Raw genomic sequence first — 22,600 nt, forward strand, 5'->3', positions numbered from 1 at the left:
CCCGATCCCCACCGCACCCCAGGTCGTTACCCGTCGTGGTCCTCACCGGCCCGCCACAGCGGGTGTTCGCGGGCCGCCCACCTGTGGTCGACCGTTCCGGTGCGCATACCGCGCCGGGCCTCCGGGTCGCCGAGCGCCATGCCGATGTGCCCGAGCAGCACGATGCCGACGGCAAGCGCCAGCCAGTCGTGGACGAAGGTGGCGCTGGTGCGCCAGACCAGCGGGGCCAGATCGGTGAACCACATCAGCAGCCCGGTGCCCGCCATCACCAGTACGGCGCCGCTGATATAGGCGGCGTACAGCTTCTGCCCGGCGTTGAACTTGCCCGCCGGGCGCGCCCCCTCGCGCGCGTCGCGCCGCAGCACCGCGCGCAGCCAGCGGCGGTCGTGCGGGCCGAAGCGGTTGAGGCGGGAGAGGTCGGCGCGGAAGGCGCGGGAGACCAGGCCGAGCAGCGTCGGGACCGGGGTCAGGATGCCGGTCCACTCGTGCACCGTGACCACCAGGGCGCGGCGGCCCACGAGTTCGGCGAGCTGCGGCAGATACAGACAGGCCGCGCTCACCACACAGGCGCCCAGGAGGACGGCGGTGGTGCGGTGGATCCACCGCTCGGCCGGGGTGAACCGGGCCACGCGGGGGCGGGGCCCGGTGCGGGCGCGTGCGGCGGGGCGTACGGGGGCGGGGCCGCCGGGGTGCGCGTCAGGTGGTGGGGGCATCGTCGCGTCCGTTCGACTTGCCGACCCAGCCGTCCACGTCATAGCCGCGGTCCTCCCAATAGCCGGGCCGTACCTCGCGGGTGACCTCGATACCGGAGAGCCACTTCGCCGACTTGTAGAAGTACATGGGGGCGACGTACAGCCGCACCGGGCCGCCGTGGGAGTGGCCCAGCGGCTCGTCCCGCATCCGCAGGGCCACCAGGACGTCGTCCCGGCGGGCCTGTTCGAGGGTCAGGCTCTCGCTGTACGCCCCGTCGAAGCAGGTGAAGCGGACGGCCCCGGCCCCCGGGCGAACCCCGGCGGCGTCCAGCAGCGTGGCCAGGCGTACGCCCTCGAAGGGGGTCTGCGGCACGCGCCAGCCGGTGACGCACTGGACGTCGTGGACGATGCGGTGCTGGGGCAGCGCGCGGAGGTCGGCGAGCCGGTAGTCGGCGGGTTTGTCGACAAGTCCGCCGACGGTGAGGCGGTAGTTCTCGGCGTTCTTGTGGGGGACGGAGGAGGTCACCGAGTAGTAGCGGAACCCACCGCCGTTGGGGAGCAGCCCGGTCACCCCGGTGGGGTCGTTCTCCGCCGCCACGGCCAGGAACTTCTCCAGGCGGCGCTGCAGCCAGGGGGCGGCGGCCATGCCGCCCGCGCCCAGGGCCAGCATGCCGAGGATGACGCGCCGGCCGACGGGGGTGCCGCGGTCGGCGGTGGTGTCCGCCGGGTCGGTCGTGTCCGGGTCGGCGGTGTCCCGGTCGGCGCTGGGGCCTGGTTCTGGGGCACCCGGGTCGGTGGTGTCCGGGTCGGCGGCGGGGTGCTCCGCGGCGCCGGGATTGCGGTCCATGTCCTCGATGAGAGCACTCCGGGGGCGCCGGACGCCAGGCTCTTCGGCCTTTCGTCAGACTTCCGTCAGAAGTCGGCGCACCCGCCCCGCCCCACCGCCCGCCCTACCCCACCGCCTCAGCCGCCGCGCGGCCCGCCGTACGGCCGGAGAAGAGACAGCCGCCGAGGAAGGTGCCCTCCAGGGAGCGGTAGCCGTGGACGCCACCGCCGCCGAACCCGGCCGCCTCGCCCGCCGCGTACACGCCGGGCAGCGGCTCCCCGCCCTCGGTCAGCACCCGCGCGGACAGGTCGGTCTCCAGACCGCCCAGCGTCTTACGGGTCAGGATGTTGAGGCGGACGGCGATCAGCGGGCCCGCCTTGGGGTCGAGGACGCGGTGCGGGGCGGCGGTGCGGATGAGGCGGTCGGCGATGTATTTGCGGGTACCGCGCAGGGCCGTGATCTGGAGGTCCTTGGTGTAGGGGTTGGCGATCTCCCGGTCTCGGGCGACGATGTGGCGGCGCAGCTCGGCCTCGTCGATCAGCGGCTCCTTGGTGAGCTCGTTCATCCGCCGTACGAGGCCCGTCAGCGACTTCTCGACGATGAAGTCCGCACCGTGGTCCATGAACGCCTGGACCGGGCCCGGGGCCCCGCCCCGCCCGCGGTTCAGCACATCGCGGACGCTCTTGCCGGTCAGGTCCGGGTTCTGCTCGGAGCCGGAGAGCGCGAACTCCTTCTCGATGATCTTCCGGGTGAGGACGAACCAGGTGTAGTCGTAGCCGGTCCGCATGATGTGTTCGAGCGTGCCGAGGGTGTCGAAGCCGGGGAACAGCGGCACGGGGAGCCGCTTGCCGCGGGCGTCGAACCACAGCGAGGAGGGGCCGGGCAGGATACGGATGGCGTGCCGGGGCCAGATGGGGTTCCAGTTCTCGATGCCCTCGGTGTAGTGCCACATCCGGTCGCGGTTGATCAGCCGCCCACCCGCCGCCTCCGCGACGCCCAGCATCTTGCCGTCCACATGCGCGGGGACTCCGGAGAGCATCCGCTCGGGCGGGGTGCCAAGACGCTCGGGCCAGTTCTGGCGGACGAGTTCGTGGTTGCCGCCGATCCCGCCCGAGGTGATGATCACCGCTTGGGCGCGCAGTTCGAAGGCGCCGGTGACCTCACGGCTGCTGGGGGCGCCGCGCTCGGCGTCGCTGGGCTCCAGGATCTCGCCGGTGACGGTGTCGACGGCGCCCGCGCTGCGGGACAGTCCGGTCACCCGGTGCCGGAAGCGCAGCTGGACCAGGCCGCGGGCGGCCGCGGCCCGCACCCGCCGCTCGAAGGGCGCGACGACGCCGGGACCGGTGCCCCAGGTGACATGGAAGCGGGGGACGGAGTTGCCGTGCCCGCTCGCGTCGTAGCCGCCGCGCTCGGCCCAGCCGACGAGCGGGAACAGCCGCAGCCCCTGGGCGTGCAGCCAGGCCCGCTTCTCCCCGGCCGCGAAGTCCACGTACGCCTCGGCCCAGCGGCGCGGCCAGTGGTCCTCCTCGCGGTCGAACCCGGCCGTGCCCAGCCAGTCCTGCCAGGCCAGTTCGCGGCTGTCGCGGATGCGCAGCCGGCGCTGCTCGGGCGAGTCGACGAGGAAGAGGCCGCCGAAGGACCAGTGGGCCTGGCCGCCGAGGGACTGTTCGGGCTCCTGGTCCAGCAGGATCACCTTGCGGCCCGCGTCGGCGAGTTCGGCGGTGGCCGCCAGGCCCGCGAGCCCCGCCCCGACCACGATCACATCCGCGTCGTACGCCATGGATTCTGGTGTCCCGTTCTGTCAGGAGCGCGCAGGAGCGCCGGCGGCCGGGCCGTGGTGCCCGGGCACCGTGGTGTCGGTCGATCCTGCCTACCGGCCGGTATGGCGTCAACCCGCCGGGCGGGCCGCGCCCCGCCACGAGCTTCACGGCGCCCGGCCGCGGGGCCCAACTCCCGCCCCGTGCCGCCTTGTGCGACGTAACGCCAATAAAGGGGACAATCGATCGCCGAGATGGACAGCGGGTTCGGCGGGCGGGCATCATCAAGCACCATGGCTGACCACCATCCCTCTCCCTCGCGACCGCACAGCGCGGACAAGCGCGTGGTGAGTCCTACGCTGGTCACTCCCGGCCCGCAGCCCGTCGAGCTCTCCGGGTCCAGCGCCGAGGAGGGGCCGCAGGTGCTGCGGGGTGAGGTGGTCGGTCCCCGGCACGCCCGCCGACGCCCCGTCAGCGACCGGCGCAAGGCCGCGGCCGGGGCGATTCTGCTCTCCGCCACCGGCGCCGCCACCGCGCTCTTCCTGATGCTGGGCAAGGACGGCCGCCAGGCCGCCGCCGCGCCCGCACACGACGCGCCGTCGTCGGCGCCCGACGCCAGCGCGGACGACGCCGTCCCGGTGGCCGACGCGGTGGCCGGCGCCAAGCCGCTGCCGGGTGCCTCGCGCACCGCCGAGCCCGCGGCGGCCACCAGCGTCCCGGCCGCACAGCCCAAGGCCCCGTCCACGGCGCCCACTCAGCCCCCGGCCCGCACCCAGCAGCCGTCGCGCCCCTCCTGGCCGTCCCACTGGGGCGGCCGGGGGCGGACCGCCGAGGACTGGCAGCGGGACCGGGAGGAGGCGGCGCGCTGGGCGAAGGAGTGGGCGGACCGGTACGGCTCCGGCTACGACGGGTCCGGCTACGACGGGTCCGGCCGCGGGGGGCGCCACCACGGCGGGTCGGGCTACCCGGGGTACCCGGGCGGAGGACAGCGGCGCTGACCGCCGCGCCCCCTTGCCGCATGAGCCCCCGTGCTGGGTGAGCACCCGTACTGCTGGGTCCCCCGTTCTGCTTGGATGGCGGCATGGCTGACAAGGAACCGCCTCAGGAGCCGCGTTCCGCCGATGAGCTGCTGGACATCGTGGACGAGCGGGACCGGGTGGTGGGCCAGGCCCGGCGCGCCGACGCCATGGCCCGCCGACTGCGCCACCGGGCCGTCTTCGTGCTGACCCGGGACGGCGCGGACCGGATCTTCGTACACCGCCGCACCGCCAACAAACTCGTCTTCCCTTGCCTGTACGACATGTTCGTCGGCGGTGTCGTCGGCGCGGGCGAGTCGTACGACACGGCGGCGCTGCGCGAGGCCGAGGAGGAGCTGGGGGTGTCCGGGCTGCCCGCACCGACGCCACTGTTCTCCTTCCTCTACGACACGCCCGAGCACACCTGGTGGTCGCGGATCTACGAGGTCCGCTGCGAGCTGCCGGTCGTCCCACAGGCCGAGGAGATCGCCTGGCACGCCTTCCTGGACGAGGAGGAGCTGGGGCGGCGGCTGGCGGAGTGGGAGTGGGTGCCGGACGGCGCCGAGGCATATCGGCGGCTGCTGGAGTGGCGCCACCAGGGTCGGTCTCCGGCAGGTCCGGAGGGTCCGGACGAGCCCTAGTACGCTTGTCCCATGATCGACGCCAACCGCACGCCGACCCGGGGCAGGCTCGCCTCCGCCGTCGCGGATGTGCGGCTGTGGTTCGCGCCCGAGCGGCTGCGCGCCGAGGGGGAGACCCCCGACTACCGCTTCTCCCTCGCCAACGAACGCACCTTCCTGGCCTGGCTGCGCACCGCGATGGCGCTGGTGGGCGGGGGCTTCGCGGTCGATCAGTTCCTTCCGGACACGAACAGCACGCTGCGGCTCGCGGCTGCGCTCACGCTGCTGGCCGGGGGCGCGGTGTGCGCGGTGCGGGCGCTCAACCACTGGGTCCGCTGTGAGCGGGCGATGCGGCGCGGCGAGGACCTGCCGGTCTCCCGCTTCCCGGTCGTGCTGGGGCTGGCCGTCGGGGTGATCGCCCTGGTGATGGTGGGCCTCGTCGCGGTCCGCTGGGGCGGCTGAGCCGATGGCCGGGCCCGACTCGCCCACGGGGCCGCAGGGCCCCGAGCGACACGATCCCCAGTCACCGGATCCCGGCTCACCCGATCCCCCCGAGTCACCCGAGTCCCCCGATCAGGGATCCGAGGGTGGTCCCTGGAAGCGGGATCCCGGGCTGCAGCCCGAGCGGACCCGGCTGGCCTGGCGGCGTACGACGCTGGCCTGTGCCGTCGCCGCGTCGCTGGCCGCACGGCAGGCCCTGCACAACGGGACCGGGCCGGTGTCCGTGGTCTGCGCGGCGCTGGCCGCACTGGCCTGGCTTGGCTTCCTGGGTGTGGCGGGCCGCCGCATCCGGGCGATGTCCGCGCCGCGTCCGCCCGCACTGTCCCCGCGGGCGGCCGCGGCGGCGGCAGGCTGCACCCTGGCGCTCGTGGCCTTCGGCGCCGCGCTGGCCCGATGACGCGCTGATCCGGTGACGCGCTGCCCCGGCGACACGCTGCCCCGGCGACACGCTGATCCGCCGACGGCCTGATCCGCCGAAACTCGTCCCTAGCCGACCGTGACGACGATCTTGCCGCGGGTGTGGCCCTCCTCGTTGAGGCGGTGCGCATCGGCGGTCCTCTCCAGGGGAAAGACGGACGAGACCTCCACGCCGAGGGCGCCGCGCTCGGCGATATCGGTGAGGTCCTGGAGGTCGTTCGGGTCGGGCCGGCAGAAGACATAGCGGCCGCCGAGGGCGAGGACCGCCTGGTCGGCGATGGAGGCCAGCCGCCCGCCCGGGGCCAGCAGCGGGACGGATTCGGTGAGCGCTTCGCCGCCGACGGTGTCGAAGACGGCGTGCACCCCTCCGGGGGCCAGCGTCCGTACCCGATCGCGGAGCCCGTCCCCGTAGATGATCGGCTCGGCGCCCAGCGAGCGCAGGTACTCGTGGTTGCGCTCGCTGGCGGTGCCGATGACGCGGGCGCCGAGGTGCCTGGCCAGCTGGACGGCCAGGGAACCGACGCCACCCGCGGCGGCGTGCACCAAAACGGTGTCGCCCTCGGCCACCTTCAACGCCTTGACCAGTGTCTGGTACGCCGTGAGGCCCGCCAGCGGAATGCCCGCGGCCTGCGTGAACGTGAGGTTCCGCGGCTTGCGGGCGAGCGTGCGCAAGGGGGCCGCGACGTACTCGGCGAAGGTGCCCCGGGACAGGAAGTCCTCGCGGACGTATCCGATCACCTCGTCGCCCGCCGCGAACTCGGTCACCGCCGGGCCGGTCCGCTCGACGACACCCGCGACGTCCCAGCCCGGGATGACCGGGAAGACGGCCTCCAGGACGGAGTCCAGATAGCCCGCCCGGGCCTTCCAGTCGACCGGGTTGACGGCCGCGGCCGTGACCTTGACCAGGACGGTGTCGGGGCCGACCTTGGGCTCGCGGACCTCCCCGTACTCCAGGACCTCGGAGCCGCCGTAGCGGCGGTAGGTGATGGCCTTCATGGGGCGCTCCTTGCGTTCCTGCGTTCCTGCGTTCCCGCGCGGGGTACGGGCCGGACGGCGAGCGCGGCCGGAGCCCACGCTCCCGTCTTCGACGCTCCCGCGCCCGCCGACCCGGCGCAAACCGGGGGCTAGCCCAGGCTGATGTTGCGGCAGGTGGAGCTGCCGCTCTTGGCGACGACGCTGCGTCCGACGGGGATCGCCTGATCGCCCCCGCCGCCGCGGCTGTCGCAGTCGCTCTTCTGCACCTCTACCGCAGGACCGTCGCCATCAGCGGCTCCGTACGACATCGGCTGCTGCGCCTGGGCCGCGGGGCCTCCGCCGATGACCATGGCGGCGGCAACGGAAGCGCCCAGCACCATGGCTCGAATCATTCTCTTCATCAGACTGCCTCTCTGAAATGCACGCGTCGGCGTTCGCCCGCAGCCTGCCGAGCGGCGTAATGCGGCGGGGACTACGACACGGCCTCGCACCTCGAACGGCCCAGCACTGGACTCCATACCGACTGGTCGGCATCATGATGCGGGACCGTCCGATCACCCGCCCCGCGCCCGCCCGCAGCACCTTCAACGGAGGCAGAGACCCGATGAACTCAGGCAATCCGCCAGGACTCGACCTCGAACGGCTCCGCGCCCATCTGGACCGTGAGCGGCCGGGGCTGGTACGCGGGCCGCTGCATGCCGAGCTGATCGAGGGCGGGCGGTCGAACCTCACCTATACGGTGGACGACGGCGCCGCCCGCTGGGTCGTGCGCCGCCCGCCGCTGGGCCATGTGCTCGCCACCGCCCACGACATGCGGCGCGAGCACCGAGTGATCGGCGCGCTGCACCCGACCAGCGTGCCCGTGCCGGAGCCGGTGCTGCTGTGCGAGGACGAGTCGGTCCTCGGATCGCCCTTCTACGTCATGGAGTTCGTCGAGGGCACGCCGTACCGCACGGCCGAACAGCTCACCCCCCTCGGCCCGGAGCGCACCCGCCGTGTCGTGCTCGGCCTGGTGGACACCCTGGTCGAGTTGCACGCCGTCGCCCCGGCCGCCGTCGGCCTCGCCGACTTCGGGCGCCCGGACGGGTTCCTGGAGCGGCAGCTGCGCCGCTGGGGCAAGCAGCTGGCCGCCTCCCGCAACCGTGAGCTGCCCGGGATCGACGAGCTGCACGAAGCGCTCGGCAAGGCGCTGCCCCTCTCCCCCGAACCCGCCGTGGTCCATGGCGACTACCGGCTGGACAACGTGCTCGTGGGCGCCGATGACCGGATCAAGGCGATTCTCGACTGGGAGATGTCCACCCTCGGCGATCCGCTGACCGACCTGGGCCTGCTGGTGATGTACAGCGAGCAGGAGGATTCGTCCGACTCGCCGATCACCACGACCAGCGGCGCCCCCGGCCACCCCGCGCCGAGCGAGCTGATCGAGCGGTACGCGGCCGGCTCGGGCCGCGATGTCGGCGGCGTCGCCTGGTACACGGCGTTCGCCTACTTCAAGCTCGCCGTGATCCTCGAAGGCATCCACTACCGGTTCACCCTCGGCCAGACCGTCGGCGCCGGCTTCGACCGGATCGGCGAAGTCGTCCCGGTGTTCGTCGAGAGCGGCCTCACCACGCTACGGAAGGGCTGAGACAGCCATGGACTTCGCATTCGACGCCCGCACCGAGGAGCTGCGGGCCAAGCTGCTCGCCTTCATGGCGGAGCATGTCCACCCGGCAGAGGCGGTGGCCGAGGAGCAGCGCGCCCGGCTGGACTCCCTCTGGCTGACCCCGCCGGTCGTCCAGGAGCTCAAGGCGGAGGCGCGCAAGCAGGGCCTGTGGAATCTGTTTCTGCCCGACGCCGAGCTGGGCGCGGGGCTGACCAATCTCCAGTACGCCCCGCTCGCCGAGATCACCGGCCACAGCCCCCAGCTGGCCCCCACCGCCCTGAACTGCGCCGCCCCGGACACCGGGAACATGGAGGTGCTGGCCCAGTTCGGCACCGAGCAGCAGCGCAAGCAGTGGCTGGAGCCGCTGCTCGCGGGCGAGATCCGCTCCGCGTTCGCGATGACCGAGCCCGAGGTCGCCTCGTCCGACGCGACCAACATCGAGACCCGGATCGAGCGGGACGGCGACGACTACGTCATCACCGGCCGCAAGTGGTACATCTCCGGGGCGATGAACCCGGACTGCAGGATCTTCATCGTCATGGGCAAGACCAATCCTGACTCCCCCGACCTGCGCCGTCAGCAGTCGATGGTGCTGGTGGAGCGGGAGACCGAGGGCGTCGAGGTGCGCCGGGCCATGCGGGTCTACGGCTACGAGGACCACTACCACGGCGGCCACGCCGAGGTGGTCTTCCACGGTGTGCGCGTCCCGGCCGCCAATCTGATCGGGGAGGAGGGCGGCGGCTTCGCCATCGCCCAGGCCCGGCTGGGCCCCGGCCGTATCCACCACTGCATGCGGCTGATCGGGATGGCCGAGCGCGCGATCGAGCTGATGTGCCGCCGGGCGGTGTCCCGTACGGCCTTCGGCAAACCGCTCGCCCGGCAGGGCCAGGTCCACGCGTGGATCGCGGATGCGCGGGTGGCGGTCGAGCAGCTGCGGCTGCTGGTCCTCAAGACGGCCTGGCTGATGGACACCGTCGGCAACCGGGCGGCGCACACCGAGATCCAGTCCATCAAGATCGCCACCCCGCGCACGGTCGTCGACATCCTGGACCAGGCGGTGCAGCTGCACGGCGCGGGCGGGGTCAGCCAGGACTTCCCGCTGGCCGAGCTGTGGGCCGCGGCGCGGACGCTGCGGCTCGCGGACGGGCCGGACGAGGTGCACCAGCGGTCGCTGGCGCGGCGGGAGCTGAAGAAGTACCTCTAAAACCCCCTAAGAACCGCTGTCAGGGCCGCAGGGCGCGCAGCAGCAGGTCGGCGAGGTGGTCGGCGACCTGCTGGGGGGTGAGCGGTCCGTCGGGGCGGTACCAGGTGCCCAGGTGGTGGACCGAGCCGAAGTGGTAGTCCACCACCAGGTCGGCCGGGGTGTCCGAGCTGAACACCCCGGCCCGCTGGCCCTCCTCCACCAAGGCACGGAACCGCTCGTGGTAACGCCGCCGCTCCGCCCGTACCTGCTTGTGCTTCTCCGGGCTGAGATGGTGCATGGACCGGAAGAAGATCGTCGCGTCGTCGAGGTTGTCGATGGTGGTGACGACGACGTCGGCCGCCGCGTCCCGCAGCCGCTGCTCTACGGGCGCGTCCGCGTCCGCGAAGGCGTCCAGACGCTCCTGTTGCAGCCGCAGCACCCGCCCGTAGATCTCGTGCAGCAGATCGTCCTTGGAGCCGAAGTAGTGGTAGAGGGCGCCCTTGGTGACCCCGGCCGCCTCGACGATCTCCTGGACGGAGGTCCGGTCGTAGCCGCGCTCGGCGAAGAGGCGGGTGGCCGCGGCCAGCAAGCGCTGTGGCACCGGTTTCCCGTCGCCGTCCCTCATTCTGGCCATCTGGTCGCCACCTGCCTCTCGTCGGTGCCGGGTTCGCTACTCCCGGGGGCTCCGCGCCGTCCGCAGCTCCCGTCTGAGGATCTTGCCACTGGCCGTCTTGGGCAGCTCGGGCAGGATCTCTATCCGGCGCGGATACTTGTACGCCGCGAGCCGCTGCGCGCAGTACGAGGTCAGCTCCTCCGGCGCCACTTCGGCGCCCGGCCGCAGGCTGATGTACGCCTTGACCGTCTCCCCGCGGTACGGGTCGGGGACGCCGACGACGGCCGCCTCGCGCACGGCGGGGTGGGTGTACAGCACGTCCTCGACCTCGCGCGGCCACACCTTGAAGCCCGAGGCGTTGATCATGTCCTTCTTGCGGTCGACGACGTACAGCCAGCCGTCCGGGTCCATGAAACCGATGTCCCCGGTGCGCAGCTCCCCGTCGGGCAGAGACGCCGCGCTCGCCTCCGGTGCCCGCCAGTAGCCGGGCACCACCATGGGACCGCGCACCGCGATCTCGCCCGGCTCGCCGAACGGCACGTCCCGGCCCTCGTCATCGATGATGCGCACCACCGAGTCCGGTCCGGGCAGACCGACCGCCAGGGTGCCCGAGACCGGGTCGACGGGGGCCCTGGTGCCGGGCGGGACGCTGGCGCAGGGGGCGGTGCACTCGGTCAGGCCGTAGCCGTTCTTGAGGTAGAGGCCGAAGTCGGCCTCGAACCGCTCGACCAGCGCGGGCGGCAGCGGGGCCCCGCCCGAGGAGGCGAGCAGGAAGGACGCGAAGTGGTCGCGGGTCACCTTCGGGTGGGCCATCAGCGCCATGAAGGCGGTGGAGGGGCCGACGGTGTAGGCGGGGCGGTGCTCGGCGAAGGCGTCGAGGACGACGCCCGGCTCGAAGCGGTAGGCCATGGCGAGGGTCCCGGCGTCCGCGATGGAGGCGGCCAGCTCGCAGACCATGCCGGTGATGTGGAACAGCGGCGCGAGCACGAAGATCGTGGAGCCGTCGGGCATCTCATGGCCGACATGCTGCCGGTCGGCGTTGTAGGAGATGTTGCCGTGGGTGTTCAGGGCGCCCTTGGGGGTGCCGCTGGTCCCCGAGGTGTAGCTGATCAGCGCGATGTCGTCGAGGCCGGGCTCCGGCACATCCGGCCGCGCCGCGCCGCCGCGGGCCGCCGCGAGCAGATCGTCGGTGTCCTCGGGCGCGGGGATGCGCCGATGGGTGAGGACGCGGACGTCGTCGCGGGTCTGGAAGTCGTACGCGTCGGCGGTGAGCGCGATGCGCACGGAGGAGGAGGCGGCGGCCGCTTCGCGCGCGTACTCCTCCCAGGCGTGGCCCGAGCACACCAGGGCGCTCACCTCGGCGTCGGCCAGGATGTGGCCGAGCTCGCCCCCCTTGTACATGGGGTTGACCGGCACCACCGTGCCGCCCGCCTTCCACGCGCCGAGCAGGGCGAGCACGAAGTGCGGGGTGTTCTGCAGCATGATCGCGAGCCGGTCGCCGGGCTTGAAGCCCCGCGCGGCGAGATGGCCGGCGATGCCGTCGGAGAGCTCATCGGCCTCCCGGTAGGTCACCTGCCCGTCGAAGTAGGCGAGCGCGGCCCGGTCGGGCCTGGTCCGCACGGCGTCCCGGAAGGCGTGCAGCACGCTGGGCCGCGGCCGGATCGGTTGGCGCTGCACCTCGTTGAGCTGAGCGAGCCATGGCTTGTCCTGGTACGAGGTCATGAGGGCGGCCCTGTCTGCTCGGGGGACTGTCTGCTCGGGGGATGGGGGTGCGGGGATGGGGGTACGGGGGCGTACGTACTGATCAGCCGGTCGTACGGATCAGCCGTTGGCCTCTTCGACCTTGCGCTGGAGGTGGTTCATGTGGGTGAGCCAGCGGTCGGTGTCGGTGGCGCGGGCCGCGTAGTACTCGGCGACCTCGGGGTGCGGAAGGATCAGGAAGCGCTCCTGCGCGATCCCGTCGAAGAGGGCGTCGGCGACCTGCTCGGGCTCGATCGCCGTCGGCACGAGGATGAGGTCGCCGGTGGCCCCGGTGGCGCGCAGCATATCGGTGCGCACGCCCTGCGGGCAGATCGCGTGGACGCTGACGCCGCGGTGGCGGTAGGTCGTGGACAGCCATTCGGCGAAGGCGAGCGCGGCATGCTTGGACACGCTGTACGGGGCCGAGCCGACCATGGTCAGCAGACCGGCGGCGGAGACGGTGGAGACGAAGCGGCCGCTGCCACGCTCCAGCCACTCGGGCAGCAGCTCACGGGCCGCCCGGACATGCGCCATGACGTTGACGTCCCAGGCGTCCGCCCACAGCAGCTCGTCGGCCTCGGGGCCGCCGACGGGGGCGACGCCGGCGTTGGCGCAGTAGATGTCGATGCCCCCACCGAGCGCCGCCCGCGCCTCGGGCACCACACGGGAGGCGTCGCCCGGCACGGCCACCGCGCCGATCCCCTCGGCGACGGCCTTCGCCTTGTCGGCGTCGAGATCGTTGACCACGACGCGCGCGCCCTCGGCGGCGAACCGGCGGGCCAGCGCGGCACCGATACCGCCTCCTGCCCCGGTCACCACGGTTCGCGCGCCACGCACGGCGTTCCCGCGTACGGCATCTCCACGCACGGTATCCACGCATGCTCCTTCGGCCGGGGGTCGACTGCGTCACTCAGCCGCGTCGCTCAGCTGCTCGGCAGACTAACCAGTCGGTATGTGTAAACGGAAGGGGCACGACGGGGTACGGAAGGGACGATCTACCGGCCCTCCCCGCCCTCGCCCGGCTTGTTCATCACGCTCCGCCAGCGGGCGTTCTCGCCCGCCAGGGCGTCCCACAGGACGTTGAGCGGATGGGCGGCGTCCCATGCGGTGCGCTCCCCGCCGCGTACGAACACCCCGACCAGCACGGCCAGATCCGGCCCGAGGTCATCCGCCAGCTGGAGCGTCCGCAGCCCCGCGCCGCTCTGCAGCCGCCCGTCGGCGACCGCTTCGCCGATCCCCTGGGTCACCAGCACACAGCCGCGCAGCACGCCGGAGGAGAGCAGTTCCAGGCCGTACTGCACGGTGTCGATCTCGGCCGCGATATGCAGCTCCTGGCGGTAGCGGGCGCCGAACCAGCCGCGCAGAAAGCCGGGTATCAGGCCGTCGGCGGAGACCGCGAGCGGCAGCCCGGGGAGTTCGCGGACCGAGAGCCCGGGGCCCGGCAACTCGTCCTCGGCGAGGTTGGTCACCAGGGAGAGCCCGCTGCGCCGCCACTCCATCACCTCGAAGCCGTCCAGCCGGCTGTCCCCGTCCCCGGTGGTCAGCACGGAGCCGCAGACCAGGTCGAGTTCCTTGGAGCCGAGCCGGTCCAGCAGATCGCGGGTGCGCACATGCTCGACCTTGAGCTCCACACCACGGCTCTCGAAGTCTTCGGTGACCAGTTCCACGGCGCCCAGCAGAAAGCCGAGGGTGTAGCGGGTGGAGCCCACGTTCAGCCGGCTGCCGAGCCGGCGGCGGCACCCGTGCACCGAGTCCAGCCACTCCTGCAGCGTGCCGCGCGCGAGTTCGGCCAGGGCTTCCCCTGTGGGGGTGAAGAGCACGTTACGGCTCCGGCCGCGCTTGAGTACGAGCGGTTCACCGCACAGCGCGCCGAAGTTCCGGTTCATGGTGTCGAGTTGTTTCTGAACGCTGGACTGTTCCCGCCCCAGCAGCCGGGCCGCGCCCAGTGCGGTACCCGCCTCGTGGACCGCGAGCAGCGTGCGGAGCTGGTCCATCGTGGTGTCGAGCAGTGCCGTGGGGTACTGCCACCGGGGGTTTAAGGGCATGCCGGCCTTCCGCTCCGAGCCTACGAATTCCGGCTTCGCAGCATAGTCCAATGGGCTCCGGCAAACTGATCGGGAGAACAGCGGCAATTTTCTTGAGGTTTGTATTCGGGAATTCGGCCGACCGCATTCCGCCGGGGGATTCGGCAATTCCCGCAGCAGCAGCCGACAACCGCAGCCGACGACTGCGGCGGACAAGGACGGCGCGGATCGGGCACGGCCGACGCACCGGCGCCGCGGCGGGCCGTCGTGCCGGCCCGCCGCGGCGCGAGGTTGGGGCGTAAGGCCGTCAGCGGTGCGTGGGAAACTCCACGACCTGCTGGTACGTCGGCCGGTTCTGCCAGTGCACCTTGTCGTGGGTGACGCCGCCCAGCGGACGCTGGATGATCGAGTCGGCGCACCACTGGTCGCCCGCCGAGCAGTTGGCGTCGCCGGGGTAGACCTCCGTGGCGGGCTTGGCCGCGGCCTGCTTCAGGCTGGTCAGGAGGGCGTCACGGCATGCGGACAGGTCCCCGGCGCCGCAGTACTTCTTGCCGAGCGAGCCCTGGACGTCCTCGCCGAGGACCGCGCGCAGGTCCTTGTCGACGTAGGACCACCAGCCGTACTGGAAGGAGGACCCGGCGTGCGAGCCGGTGGGGCCGTGGCCGGCCGAGGGCGCCTCGTCGACGGTCAGATTGGCGCGCAGCGCATCGTACAGATCGCTGCCCAGCTGAGGTTTGAACTCTGCCTCCACCAGAAGCGGCCACCATGCGTCCATGATCCGTACGGCGTCGGCGTGTCCATAGGTGTGCGAGCCGGCGGATGTCTCACGGCGCTGGGCGCCCGCCGTCTGCCAGGACTCGAGCTGCTGTACGGCCTTGGCCGCCTGCGGATCGGTGACCGGCGCGCTGCGCAGGACCTTCAGCAGCTCCGGCAGCACGTCCTCGCCGCGCAGATCGGCGACGGCCGCCTCGGCCATGGCGCGGGTGAGCGCTGCGCGGGTCACCCCGCCCTTCTTCACCAACGCCCGCACCCGGTCGTCGAGGAGGTTGCCGCGGTGCACCGAGCCGTTGCCGAAGCCGGCCGCGGTGTAACCCTTGGCCTGCCGGTTGTTCCAGCTGACGTAGTAGTCCTGGTCGATGGACTGGGGGTGCTGGGCGGGCGGGGCGTAGGCGGCGGTGTTGACCGTCGGGTCGAAGTCCCGCCACTCGTACGCCGCCTCGCCCTTGATCGGAAGCGAGGGGTCCACGTCCGCCGGCCGGACCAGGTTCAGCCCGCTGTTGTAGTAGGCGGTCTGCCGGGAGTCGGCGTAGAACCAGTTGAAGGTGTAGTTGATGTGCTGCGCCGCGCTCTGGAAGGACTTGGCGTCCTTCACATAGCCGGGGTCGTTGAGCATCTGGAAGCCGACGATCGAGTCGGCCTCGTGGCGGTAGCTGGCGCGCAGCAGGGTGTAGGCGACGGGTTTGCCGTCGACCGTCGCGCGATGGGTCACCAGCCCGTACTTGGTGCGGTAGACCTGCATCCGGTACGAGCCTTCGGCGGTGGAGTCGGCGAGCGTCGGCTTCCAGGCGTTACGGCGCTCGATCTTCTCCATCGGCAGGCAGGAGCCGTGGTAGCGGTAGTACGTCGAGTCCTTCGTCGGGGTGGATCCGTCCGGTGTGCACAGCTCGACGGCGAAGGTGTCGGTGACGTCCTGGGCGGAGGTGGTGGCGCTCCAGGCGTAGTCCTGGCCGCGGCCCAGCTGGACGTACATGCCCACGCCCGCGAAGGAGGCGCCGCGGGCGCTGATACCCGGGCCCTGCAGCTCCTGGAGCATCAGCAACTGCGGGGCGAAGTAGCCGGTCTGCGGGCCGAAGACGGCGACGGGGTTGCCGCTGGCGGTGTATTTGCCGGAGACCAGGAGCGCGTTGGACATGCCGTGCTTACGGCTGAACAGATCGCGGGGCAGCACGCCGTCGTCGTAGATACCGCGCAGGGCCTCCAGTTTCTTCGGGGCTTCGACCTGCTGCGTCGCCCCCGTCTTGGCGCTGCCGGTCTTGTCGTAGACCAGCTGCTCGGGGGTGAGCGAGCCGGGGTCGGGCAGGGCGGTGCCCTTGGCGTTCGCCGGTTTGCCCGCGTACGGGAAGCTGGTGCCGTCGTGCACGGTCAGCGCGGCCTCGGGGTCGTCGCGCTCCCGGAAGGACTCCCACACCTTGGTGCCCTCGGCGATGCCGTACTTCTGCTGGGCGGCGAGCAGCGACAGCGCCGACTCCACCTCTCCCCCGCCGCCGTTGCCGAACAGGGCGCCGACGACGGAGGCGAGGGCGATCAGATCGGTGAGCTTGAACGGCTCGATCTCGCCCACGTTGGTGATCGCGTCGATTTTGCCGGTGAGGACGTACTCGCCGGGGAAGTAGCGGCCGTCCTTGGCCTGTTTGCGGTAGGCGTTGATGCCGTCCACGTACGACTGGGCATCGGCCAGCGCCTGTTTGCCGCGCTCGCCCTGGGTGGCGAGGATGTAGTCGATCTGCGCCTGGTAGTCCTCCTCCTTGTACGGCGCCTGGCCGAAGAAGCTCTGCTCCAGGCCCTGGTTGGCCTCGGCGCCGCCGGCGAAGGAGGTCAGCTCGCCGCGGCCGACGTGCCGGAAGAGGTCCATCAGCCACAGCCGGTCCTGGCCGGCGGCGTATCCGGCGCCGAACTCGGTGCCCTCGCGGGTGGTGCCCTGGATATGGGGCACCCCGGTCTTCTTGTCGCGGGTGATCGTCACATCGTCGCGGGGCTTGGTCACCGAGGCGACCTGGTCGGCGGGCACCCCGAACGACGAGTCGTTGAAGAAGTCGGTCAGCTTGTCATCGGTGAGCGTCGGATACCCGGCGACCAGGTTGTTGTAGGGGCCGAGCTGGTCGGTGCTGTGCTCGGGGTGGGTGCCGAACGCGCGGTTGGCGAGGATCTCGGCGAGCGTGGCGTTGCCGTTCTGGCCCGGCGGCAGGATGTCCGAGCACTGGTCCTGGCAGTAGTCGGTGACGGCCGCGGCGGCCGGCGCCGCCTGCGCCCGCTGCGGGAGCGGCCCCGCGAGCGCGGCGCCGAGGGCCAGTACGGCCGTAGTGGCGATCGCGGTACAGGTGAGCTTGCCGGTTCGTCGTCGCATGTACGCTCCTCCCGGGTGCCGTTGGGACGGGAGGTTACCGGCGGTATGACCGGCTCGGAAGATGAGCAGCCGTCACCTTTCCCTGAAATCCAACTTCCTTGCGGATTTCCGGAATCGAAGGGATCCGGATCGCGCTCCGTTACGTCCATTCCACAACGAGTCGGGTCCGCACCCGCGGAGGTGGAAAGAGATGGCCGGTTTCAGAGCACTCGCACGAGACGTCCGCAACCCACGCAGGCACATCACTGCGCGCCGCACCTCGCTGCGCAAATGCCTCGAACGGTTCGCGCCGTACGGGCATCGAGCGACGTGGCACCATCTGTGCTCCCGGGCGGGGATCGCCCTGGAGGACCGTCACCCCGAACCGGCACTACTGATCACCGCGCTGGAGGAGTTGGAGGAGGCGCGGGCCCTGTGGCTCGCGTACGAGGCGGACTTCGCGGCCCGGCGCCGGCAGGAGAAGCACCACGGCATCCGCCAGCCGAGCGCCGTGGACGACTGGCATCTGCACACCTGGGGCGGAAACCACATCATGCCCTGCGAGAGCCCATCGGCCCACCCCGACGACCGGCTGGCGGAGGTGCTGCGCCGGCTGATCCTCGCGATGGAGTCGGGGCCGGCCTCGACCTGCCCGGTCTGCACACAGGACCGGCTGACCTGGCACGACAACCTGGGCCGCTACCCCTGGGAGGGGCCGATGTGCGGCACCTGCGGCATCGTCGTCCCCGCACCGGTGCTCACCCCCGAGGCCCTGGCCGCCGCCCGCCACACCAGGTCCGGCCGCGCCCCCAAGTCCGGCCACTCCGCCGCGTCCACCTCAGCCACCGCGTCCGCCCGGCCCCACAGGCGGTACGCCACCGTGTGAGGGAGCCATGACCAAGCCCCGGGGCGCGCCCGTCGGAAACCGGCGGGCGCGCCGCCGCGTCGGGCGCCATGGCCGTGGCTCGTTCGCGTCCGGAGCCATGGCCGTGGCTCGTTGACAGGCGGCGCCCGCCCGTCCATGCTGAGCAGTCGCTTAGTGATCGGATGCCCGGGAGGCCGTGAGATGGCAGAGCCAAGGATCTTCACCTCGCCCGACGAGCTGAGGTCGGCGGTCGGGGAAGACCTCGGCCCCAGCGACTGGCTGGAGATCGACCAGAAGCGGATCGACCTGTTCGCCGAGGCGACCGGCGACCATCAGTGGATCCACGTGGACCCGGAGAAAGCGGCCGCGGGGCCGTTCGGCACCACGATCGCCCACGGCTATCTGACGCTCTCCCTGCTGCCCTCGTTCACCCCGCAGCTGCTGAGGGTCGAGGGCGTGCGCATGGGGATCAACTACGGCGTGAACAAGGTCCGCTTCCCCTCCCCCGTCCCGGTCGACTCACGGCTGCGCGCCACGGGACGGCTGGCGGAGGTGACCGAGGTGGCCGACGGCGGTGTGCAGGTGACGCTGGTGGTGACCGTGGAGCGCGAGGGCGGACAGAAGCCGGTGTGCGTGGCGGAGTCCGTGGCGCGCTACTACCTCTGACACCTGCCCACGGGGATGTTTCAGCAGGCCCGGTGGTACGGCACTGCGGGGATATGCGCCTTCCAGTCGGCCCGCGACAGCGCCCCGGCGCGCCGACACACGGCGGTGGCGACCTGTCGCGGGGCGACCACGTACTTCTGTAGCGGTACGTGCTCGCCTGCCGCGTACAGGACACCGCCGACCGGGCTGAAGGCCAGGGACAGCACCGCGCCGCCTGCCGTGGGAAGTGAAGATCCAAGCGGCCGGTTGGAGTCGGTGTCCCACAGCCGCAGCGTGCCGTCCCTCCCTGCGGCCGCGAGAGTGCGCCCGTCGGGTGAGAAGGCCAGGGCTGTCACGTTCCTGGGTTCGCCGTCGCGGGCCGGTGTGGCGGGAAGGGCTCCCAGGGCTTGCCGGGCGGCGGTGTCCCAGATGGTGACCTGACCGGATTCATCGCCTGCGGCCAGGTACTTTCCGTCCGGACTGTACGCCAGCGTCGTCGTCGCCCCTGGGGTCAGCGTCCGGCGTGTCACGCGACCGGACCGCAGATCGAGGAACTGGCCGTGGCTGGTGGCCATGGTGCGTCCTCCGGGTTCCGCTGCCAGGACTTTGCCGCCGATGCCGGCGATTTCGCGGATCTTGGACTTGCGGTCCAGATCCCAGAACTCAAGCGCTTCATCCTCTGGTATGCGGGAGATCACCAGTGATCTTCTGTCCGGGTGAAACAGGATCCCGTTGATGGGGTTCCCGGGAGCACCGGGGACCTCGGGGTCGGTACGTGTGACCGACAGCGAGCCGGTGATGCGCCGGGCCGGCACGTCCCATAAGGACACCGTCTCCTGCCGTAAGGAATGCGTCGGGTTGCTGACGCCATAGGCAAGGAGGCGTCCATCGGGCCGGAAAGCAAGATGCACGGGGCAGGGCACGGGGTCCTTCGGCTCCTCCTGGAGGGTCGGACAGGCTGTCGGCGGCATGGCAGCCAGCGGGTTGCCCCCTCGTCCGTCGCGCAGCTGGATGTGGGCGCGGCCGGTGCGGGTTTCTTGGTGGGCGATGGCGAGGGTGCGGCCGTCCGGACTGAAGGACGCCGCTACTGCCGACCGGTTCTGCCAGCGGGCATCCAGAACGCCGTCCAGGGCCAGGGTGCGCACTACGGTCTGGGACCGGCCCGCGAAATAGCGTATGCGGCGCTCTTTCAGATCCAGCCGAAGTTCGTTGACCACCTCGTCGGAGAGGGCATAGCGAAAGACGGGGGTCGCGGACGCTTCGGTCCGCCACAGCAGGACTTCGTCATCGTCCGTTGCGGCCATGAACCTGCCGTCCGCGCTGAACGCGAGTTCCCTCAGCCCCTTGTGCCGGATCTCCGGCAATTCCCGCCCCGAAGCGATATCCCACCTCCGGACTCCGGTGGCGCTGCGAAAAACCAGGCGCCGGCTGTCCGGGGTGAACTGGAAGTCCTCCTGCGCGCAGTTGCCCGCCGTCGCTTTGGGAGCCCACCGGGTCTTCAGCCCCTGCCGGCGGGCGAGATCCCAGATCCGCAGGCGGGCGCCGGGCAGGCACAGGGCGACCAGCCGGTCATTCGGGCTCACTTGCGCGTCGGGCAGCGGATACGCCCTGACCAGGCGCTGCTGATGCAGCCGTCGCATGGTCCAGTCCGGCACCTCGAACAGTTGCCTGTCACCGAGCTCGGGCAGTTGACGAGTCATACGACGTTCCAGCAGCACGCGCTGGGTCCTTGCGTCCCGCAGCTGAACCACCTTTTGTGGCCCCCAGGTCCGATAAAGAACAAGGACGCGCCCGCTCGGGCTGATCTCGGCCCCGTCGTCCGCCGGCATCCGGTCGCGCAGGACACGACCAGAACGCACATCCCAGGTGCGCACCCGGCCGTCCTCGCGCACCAGAGTGAGCCGACTGGCGTCAGCGCTCATCACCCCGGCACTCACGAGATTGTCGCCCAGCCCCGGAAACGAACCGGTGCGCCGATGTGTGCGGACATCCCACTTCACCACGTGCTTGGCGCCGACGCTGACCAGCGTGCGGCCGTCGGGGCTGAGATAGCGCACTGCGGCGGGATCCTCATCGGGATCGGTGAAGGCGTCCTGCTCCGGCTGCGCCGCGGCTGCCATCAGAGCCCAGCGGGTTTCGGGAAGGTCGGCCAGGTTCCAGGAGGCGACGCTCAGCCGCATGGCGGTGACGGGGTCCGTCGCGCGCAGGCTGTCGGCCAGTGCCGCGATCCGGCGGGCTTGGGCCTGGACGCGCTCGCGCTCCTGGGACCGGTTCTGCTGCCATGCGATCACACCGACGAGGAGCGCGAGTACGGCGGCGAGGGACAGGGCCGTACGCAGTCGGCGCAGGCGCCTGGCCGTGCGGGCGGCTGTGTGCTGTTCGCGGTCGCGGTGGGCGATGCCGGCGGTGAGGAAGGACCGCTCCACAGCGGTCAGGTCTTCGGGCGCGAGGCGTTCCTCCGCCATTGTCAGGCGGGTTCCCCGGTACAGCGCGCCGCTGTCCTCGCCCAGTTCGGCCCAGGCCGTGGCCGCTTCGGTCAGCTTGCGGTGGATGCGGAGACGTTCTCGGTCCTGTTCGATCCATCCGCGCAGCCGGGGCCAGCCGTTGATCATCGCTTCATGAGCGAGCTCGACGTTGTCGCCGTCGAGGGTGAGCAGCCGGGCGCGGGCCAGGCGCTCCACGACCACGGCGGTCTCTTCGGGGTGGCGGGTGGTGTCGAGTTCGGCGCGGCGGGCGGGTCGGCGGGTGTCCGGGGTTCCGTCGCCAGGGCTGATCAAGCGGAGCAGGATGGCACGGGCCACCTCCGCCTGCTGCGAACCGAGTCGGGTGTAGACGTCCTCGGCGGTCTTGGCGATCGCACCGTCCAGACCGCCCGCGGCCTGGTAGCCCTCCAGCGTCAGTCTGCCGCCACGGCGGCGGAGCCACGTCTCCAGCAGCACATGCGACAGCAGCGGCAGTCCACCGGGCGCACCCGCGACCTCATCGACCAGTCTGGCGGTCAGCGCCTGCTCCACGATCAGCCTGTGGGCCACAGCCGGCTTCACCACCGCTTCCCGTAATTCGACCGGTGTCATGGGCCCCACCAGCATGGTGGTGTCGCGCAGGGCGTCGGCAAGGTCTCGCTGCTCGGCGCAGCGGCCGTAGAAGTCGGCACGAACCGCGATCAGCACACGTAATCGGCTGTCAGCCCGGCGGGCCGCGAGGAGCAGATCGATGAAGCGGACGCGTTCCTCAGGATCCTGGCAGAGGGTGAAGATCTCCTCGAACTGGTCGACGACCACGAGCGTGTCCGCAGCGCCGTCGGCGTCAGCCGGTGTGAGAAGACGGGCATGGGCGCTGAAAGGGCGCTCGCCGGGAGACAGGACCCGGATTGCCGCCAGCCGCGCACCCGTCACCTGGCCCTGGCGGAGGGCGGGGATCAGCCCGGCGCGCAGCAGGGAGGACTTACCGCTGCCCGACGGGCCGAACACCGCCGCGAACCGTTCACGGCGCACGAGGTCCAGCAGGTCACCGGTCAGTCGCTCACGGCCGAAGAACCTGTCACTGTCACCTGTCTCGAACCGGGCCAGCCCCCGGTACGGCGGATCCGTCCCATCGGCGCCACCGCCCTCGACGGTCCGTGCGGCCTCTTCCTCCACCACCTCACGCCATCGGGCCTCCCACTCCGCCCCGTCGCCCCCGCACGCCCGTACATAGGCCAGCGCCACCGGCAGCGTCGGCAGGCGGTCGCCGCCCGCCGCCTGCGACAAGGTCGTGATCGAATATCCCGTCTGCTGTGCCATGGCCCTATAGGTGAGGCCGCCCGTCTCCGACCGAAGCTTCCGCAACTCGAACGCGAAGCGCTGCACCGGCCCAGCACCCGGATCCACGGGCACTTCACGACGCCCCGCCATACTCCTCCGCCCCTAACCGGTCCGACGGCCACGTTAGGCGCGCCCGTAACGCGCGGCGAGGTCGCGTCCGGCCAATGTTTGGCCG

Annotated in this window: 19 protein-coding genes; 8 read left to right on the forward strand and 11 right to left on the reverse strand. The window is 71.6% G+C overall.

Annotated elements, in window-relative coordinates; all coding sequences use genetic code 11:
- Positions 1-26 precede the first annotated feature (26 nt).
- The 3 genes from ACFV2X_RS16565 to ACFV2X_RS16575 form a co-directional block, all read right to left on the reverse strand.
- Complete coding sequence (locus tag ACFV2X_RS16565; protein WP_385616747.1) at positions 27-713, reverse strand: cytochrome b/b6 domain-containing protein; 687 nt, start codon at positions 711-713, stop codon at positions 27-29.
- On the reverse strand, positions 697-1,539 hold the full coding sequence (locus tag ACFV2X_RS16570) for a molybdopterin-dependent oxidoreductase (RefSeq protein WP_385616749.1): 843 nt from the start codon (positions 1,537-1,539) through the stop codon (positions 697-699). Before ACFV2X_RS16570 ends, ACFV2X_RS16565 begins: the two co-directional genes overlap by 17 nt.
- 103 nt (positions 1,540-1,642) lie before the next feature.
- Positions 1,643-3,298, reverse strand: a complete 1,656-nt coding sequence (locus ACFV2X_RS16575; RefSeq protein WP_385616751.1) for an FAD-binding dehydrogenase — start codon at positions 3,296-3,298, stop codon at positions 1,643-1,645.
- Positions 3,299-3,568: 270 nt separating this feature from the next.
- On the opposite strand from ACFV2X_RS16575, the gene ACFV2X_RS16580 reads away from it, so the two are divergent.
- From ACFV2X_RS16580 to ACFV2X_RS16595, 4 genes are all read left to right on the forward strand, one after another.
- The gene (locus tag ACFV2X_RS16580) at positions 3,569-4,273 is read left to right on the forward strand and encodes a hypothetical protein (RefSeq protein ID WP_385616753.1); all 705 of its coding nucleotides are present in this window, start codon (positions 3,569-3,571) and stop codon (positions 4,271-4,273) included.
- A gap of 83 nt (positions 4,274-4,356) precedes the next feature.
- Positions 4,357-4,932: an NUDIX hydrolase gene (locus ACFV2X_RS16585; protein WP_385616755.1), complete on the forward strand. Its 576-nt coding sequence runs from the start codon at positions 4,357-4,359 to the stop codon at positions 4,930-4,932.
- A 12-nt stretch (positions 4,933-4,944) separates the two neighbouring features.
- On the forward strand, positions 4,945-5,373 hold the full coding sequence (locus tag ACFV2X_RS16590) for a YidH family protein (RefSeq protein WP_089513435.1): 429 nt from the start codon (positions 4,945-4,947) through the stop codon (positions 5,371-5,373).
- Between the two features lie 4 nt (positions 5,374-5,377).
- Positions 5,378-5,809 (forward strand): DUF202 domain-containing protein, encoded by a 432-nt coding sequence (locus ACFV2X_RS16595; RefSeq protein ID WP_385616757.1) that lies wholly within the window; start codon positions 5,378-5,380, stop codon positions 5,807-5,809.
- A gap of 89 nt (positions 5,810-5,898) precedes the next feature.
- Here ACFV2X_RS16595 and ACFV2X_RS16600 read toward each other — a convergent pair whose 3' ends face one another.
- Positions 5,899-6,825, reverse strand: a complete 927-nt coding sequence (locus ACFV2X_RS16600; RefSeq protein ID WP_385616759.1) for an NADP-dependent oxidoreductase — start codon at positions 6,823-6,825, stop codon at positions 5,899-5,901.
- 128 nt (positions 6,826-6,953) lie between these two features.
- Positions 6,954-7,205, reverse strand: coding sequence for a hypothetical protein (locus ACFV2X_RS16605; protein WP_385616761.1), 252 nt, complete (start codon positions 7,203-7,205; stop codon positions 6,954-6,956).
- A 203-nt stretch (positions 7,206-7,408) separates the two neighbouring features.
- On the opposite strand from ACFV2X_RS16605, the gene ACFV2X_RS16610 reads away from it, so the two are divergent.
- Complete coding sequence (locus tag ACFV2X_RS16610) at positions 7,409-8,431, forward strand: phosphotransferase family protein (RefSeq protein ID WP_385616763.1); 1,023 nt, start codon at positions 7,409-7,411, stop codon at positions 8,429-8,431.
- 7 nt (positions 8,432-8,438) lie between these two features.
- Positions 8,439-9,653 (forward strand): acyl-CoA dehydrogenase family protein, encoded by a 1,215-nt coding sequence (locus ACFV2X_RS16615; RefSeq protein ID WP_385616765.1) that lies wholly within the window; start codon positions 8,439-8,441, stop codon positions 9,651-9,653.
- Positions 9,654-9,672: 19 nt separating this feature from the next.
- Here the strand turns inward: ACFV2X_RS16615 and ACFV2X_RS16620 are convergent, their stop codons facing one another.
- The 5 genes from ACFV2X_RS16620 to ACFV2X_RS16640 all read right to left on the reverse strand — a co-directional run bounded on the left by ACFV2X_RS16620 (position 9,673) and on the right by ACFV2X_RS16640 (position 17,133).
- A complete protein-coding gene (locus ACFV2X_RS16620; protein WP_385616767.1) occupies positions 9,673-10,266 on the reverse strand; it encodes a TetR/AcrR family transcriptional regulator in 594 nt (197 codons plus the stop codon).
- Positions 10,267-10,302: 36 nt separating this feature from the next.
- Positions 10,303-11,967 carry an AMP-binding protein gene (locus tag ACFV2X_RS16625; protein ID WP_385616769.1) on the reverse strand — a complete coding sequence of 555 codons (1,665 nt, stop codon included), beginning with the start codon at positions 11,965-11,967 and terminating at the stop codon, positions 10,303-10,305.
- Positions 11,968-12,066: 99 nt separating this feature from the next.
- Positions 12,067-12,861 (reverse strand): SDR family oxidoreductase, encoded by a 795-nt coding sequence (locus tag ACFV2X_RS16630; protein ID WP_385616771.1) that lies wholly within the window; start codon positions 12,859-12,861, stop codon positions 12,067-12,069.
- 119 nt (positions 12,862-12,980) lie between these two features.
- Positions 12,981-14,030: a LysR family transcriptional regulator gene (locus ACFV2X_RS16635; RefSeq protein WP_385616773.1), complete on the reverse strand. Its 1,050-nt coding sequence runs from the start codon at positions 14,028-14,030 to the stop codon at positions 12,981-12,983.
- A gap of 286 nt (positions 14,031-14,316) precedes the next feature.
- Positions 14,317-17,133, reverse strand: coding sequence for a penicillin acylase family protein (locus ACFV2X_RS16640; protein WP_385616775.1), 2,817 nt, complete (start codon positions 17,131-17,133; stop codon positions 14,317-14,319).
- 190 nt (positions 17,134-17,323) lie between these two features.
- Here ACFV2X_RS16640 and ACFV2X_RS16645 point away from each other — a divergent pair, with 190 nt between their 5' ends.
- The gene (locus ACFV2X_RS16645; RefSeq protein ID WP_385616777.1) at positions 17,324-17,998 is read left to right on the forward strand and encodes a hypothetical protein; all 675 of its coding nucleotides are present in this window, start codon (positions 17,324-17,326) and stop codon (positions 17,996-17,998) included.
- A gap of 180 nt (positions 17,999-18,178) precedes the next feature.
- On the forward strand, positions 18,179-18,643 hold the full coding sequence (locus tag ACFV2X_RS16650) for a MaoC family dehydratase (RefSeq protein ID WP_385616779.1): 465 nt from the start codon (positions 18,179-18,181) through the stop codon (positions 18,641-18,643).
- A gap of 20 nt (positions 18,644-18,663) precedes the next feature.
- Here the strand turns inward: ACFV2X_RS16650 and ACFV2X_RS16655 are convergent, their stop codons facing one another.
- A complete protein-coding gene (locus ACFV2X_RS16655) occupies positions 18,664-22,515 on the reverse strand; it encodes a helix-turn-helix domain-containing protein (protein WP_385616781.1) in 3,852 nt (1,283 codons plus the stop codon).
- Positions 22,516-22,600 lie beyond the last annotated feature (85 nt).

This window comes from Streptomyces sp. NPDC059679, assembly GCF_042734105.1.
Taxonomy (GTDB): domain Bacteria; phylum Actinomycetota; class Actinomycetes; order Streptomycetales; family Streptomycetaceae; genus Streptomyces.

Coding starts and splice junctions, on each gene's coding strand:
- ACFV2X_RS16610 (WP_385616763.1), top strand. CDS start 7,409: ATGAACTCAGGCAATCCGCCAGGACTCGACCTCGAACGGCTCCGCGCC.
- ACFV2X_RS16615 (WP_385616765.1), top strand. CDS start 8,439: ATGGACTTCGCATTCGACGCCCGCACCGAGGAGCTGCGGGCCAAGCTG.
- ACFV2X_RS16645 (WP_385616777.1), top strand. CDS start 17,324: ATGGCCGGTTTCAGAGCACTCGCACGAGACGTCCGCAACCCACGCAGG.
- ACFV2X_RS16605 (WP_385616761.1), bottom strand. CDS start 7,205: ATGAAGAGAATGATTCGAGCCATGGTGCTGGGCGCTTCCGTTGCCGCC.
- ACFV2X_RS16595 (WP_385616757.1), top strand. CDS start 5,378: ATGGCCGGGCCCGACTCGCCCACGGGGCCGCAGGGCCCCGAGCGACAC.
- ACFV2X_RS16650 (WP_385616779.1), top strand. CDS start 18,179: ATGGCAGAGCCAAGGATCTTCACCTCGCCCGACGAGCTGAGGTCGGCG.
- ACFV2X_RS16570 (WP_385616749.1), bottom strand. CDS start 1,539: ATGGACCGCAATCCCGGCGCCGCGGAGCACCCCGCCGCCGACCCGGAC.
- ACFV2X_RS16620 (WP_385616767.1), bottom strand. CDS start 10,266: ATGGCCAGAATGAGGGACGGCGACGGGAAACCGGTGCCACAGCGCTTG.
- ACFV2X_RS16625 (WP_385616769.1), bottom strand. CDS start 11,967: ATGACCTCGTACCAGGACAAGCCATGGCTCGCTCAGCTCAACGAGGTG.
- ACFV2X_RS16580 (WP_385616753.1), top strand. CDS start 3,569: ATGGCTGACCACCATCCCTCTCCCTCGCGACCGCACAGCGCGGACAAG.
- ACFV2X_RS16565 (WP_385616747.1), bottom strand. CDS start 713: ATGCCCCCACCACCTGACGCGCACCCCGGCGGCCCCGCCCCCGTACGC.
- ACFV2X_RS16590 (WP_089513435.1), top strand. CDS start 4,945: ATGATCGACGCCAACCGCACGCCGACCCGGGGCAGGCTCGCCTCCGCC.
- ACFV2X_RS16640 (WP_385616775.1), bottom strand. CDS start 17,133: ATGCGACGACGAACCGGCAAGCTCACCTGTACCGCGATCGCCACTACG.
- ACFV2X_RS16655 (WP_385616781.1), bottom strand. CDS start 22,515: ATGGCGGGGCGTCGTGAAGTGCCCGTGGATCCGGGTGCTGGGCCGGTG.
- ACFV2X_RS16575 (WP_385616751.1), bottom strand. CDS start 3,298: ATGGCGTACGACGCGGATGTGATCGTGGTCGGGGCGGGGCTCGCGGGC.
- ACFV2X_RS16600 (WP_385616759.1), bottom strand. CDS start 6,825: ATGAAGGCCATCACCTACCGCCGCTACGGCGGCTCCGAGGTCCTGGAG.
- ACFV2X_RS16585 (WP_385616755.1), top strand. CDS start 4,357: ATGGCTGACAAGGAACCGCCTCAGGAGCCGCGTTCCGCCGATGAGCTG.
- ACFV2X_RS16635 (WP_385616773.1), bottom strand. CDS start 14,030: ATGCCCTTAAACCCCCGGTGGCAGTACCCCACGGCACTGCTCGACACC.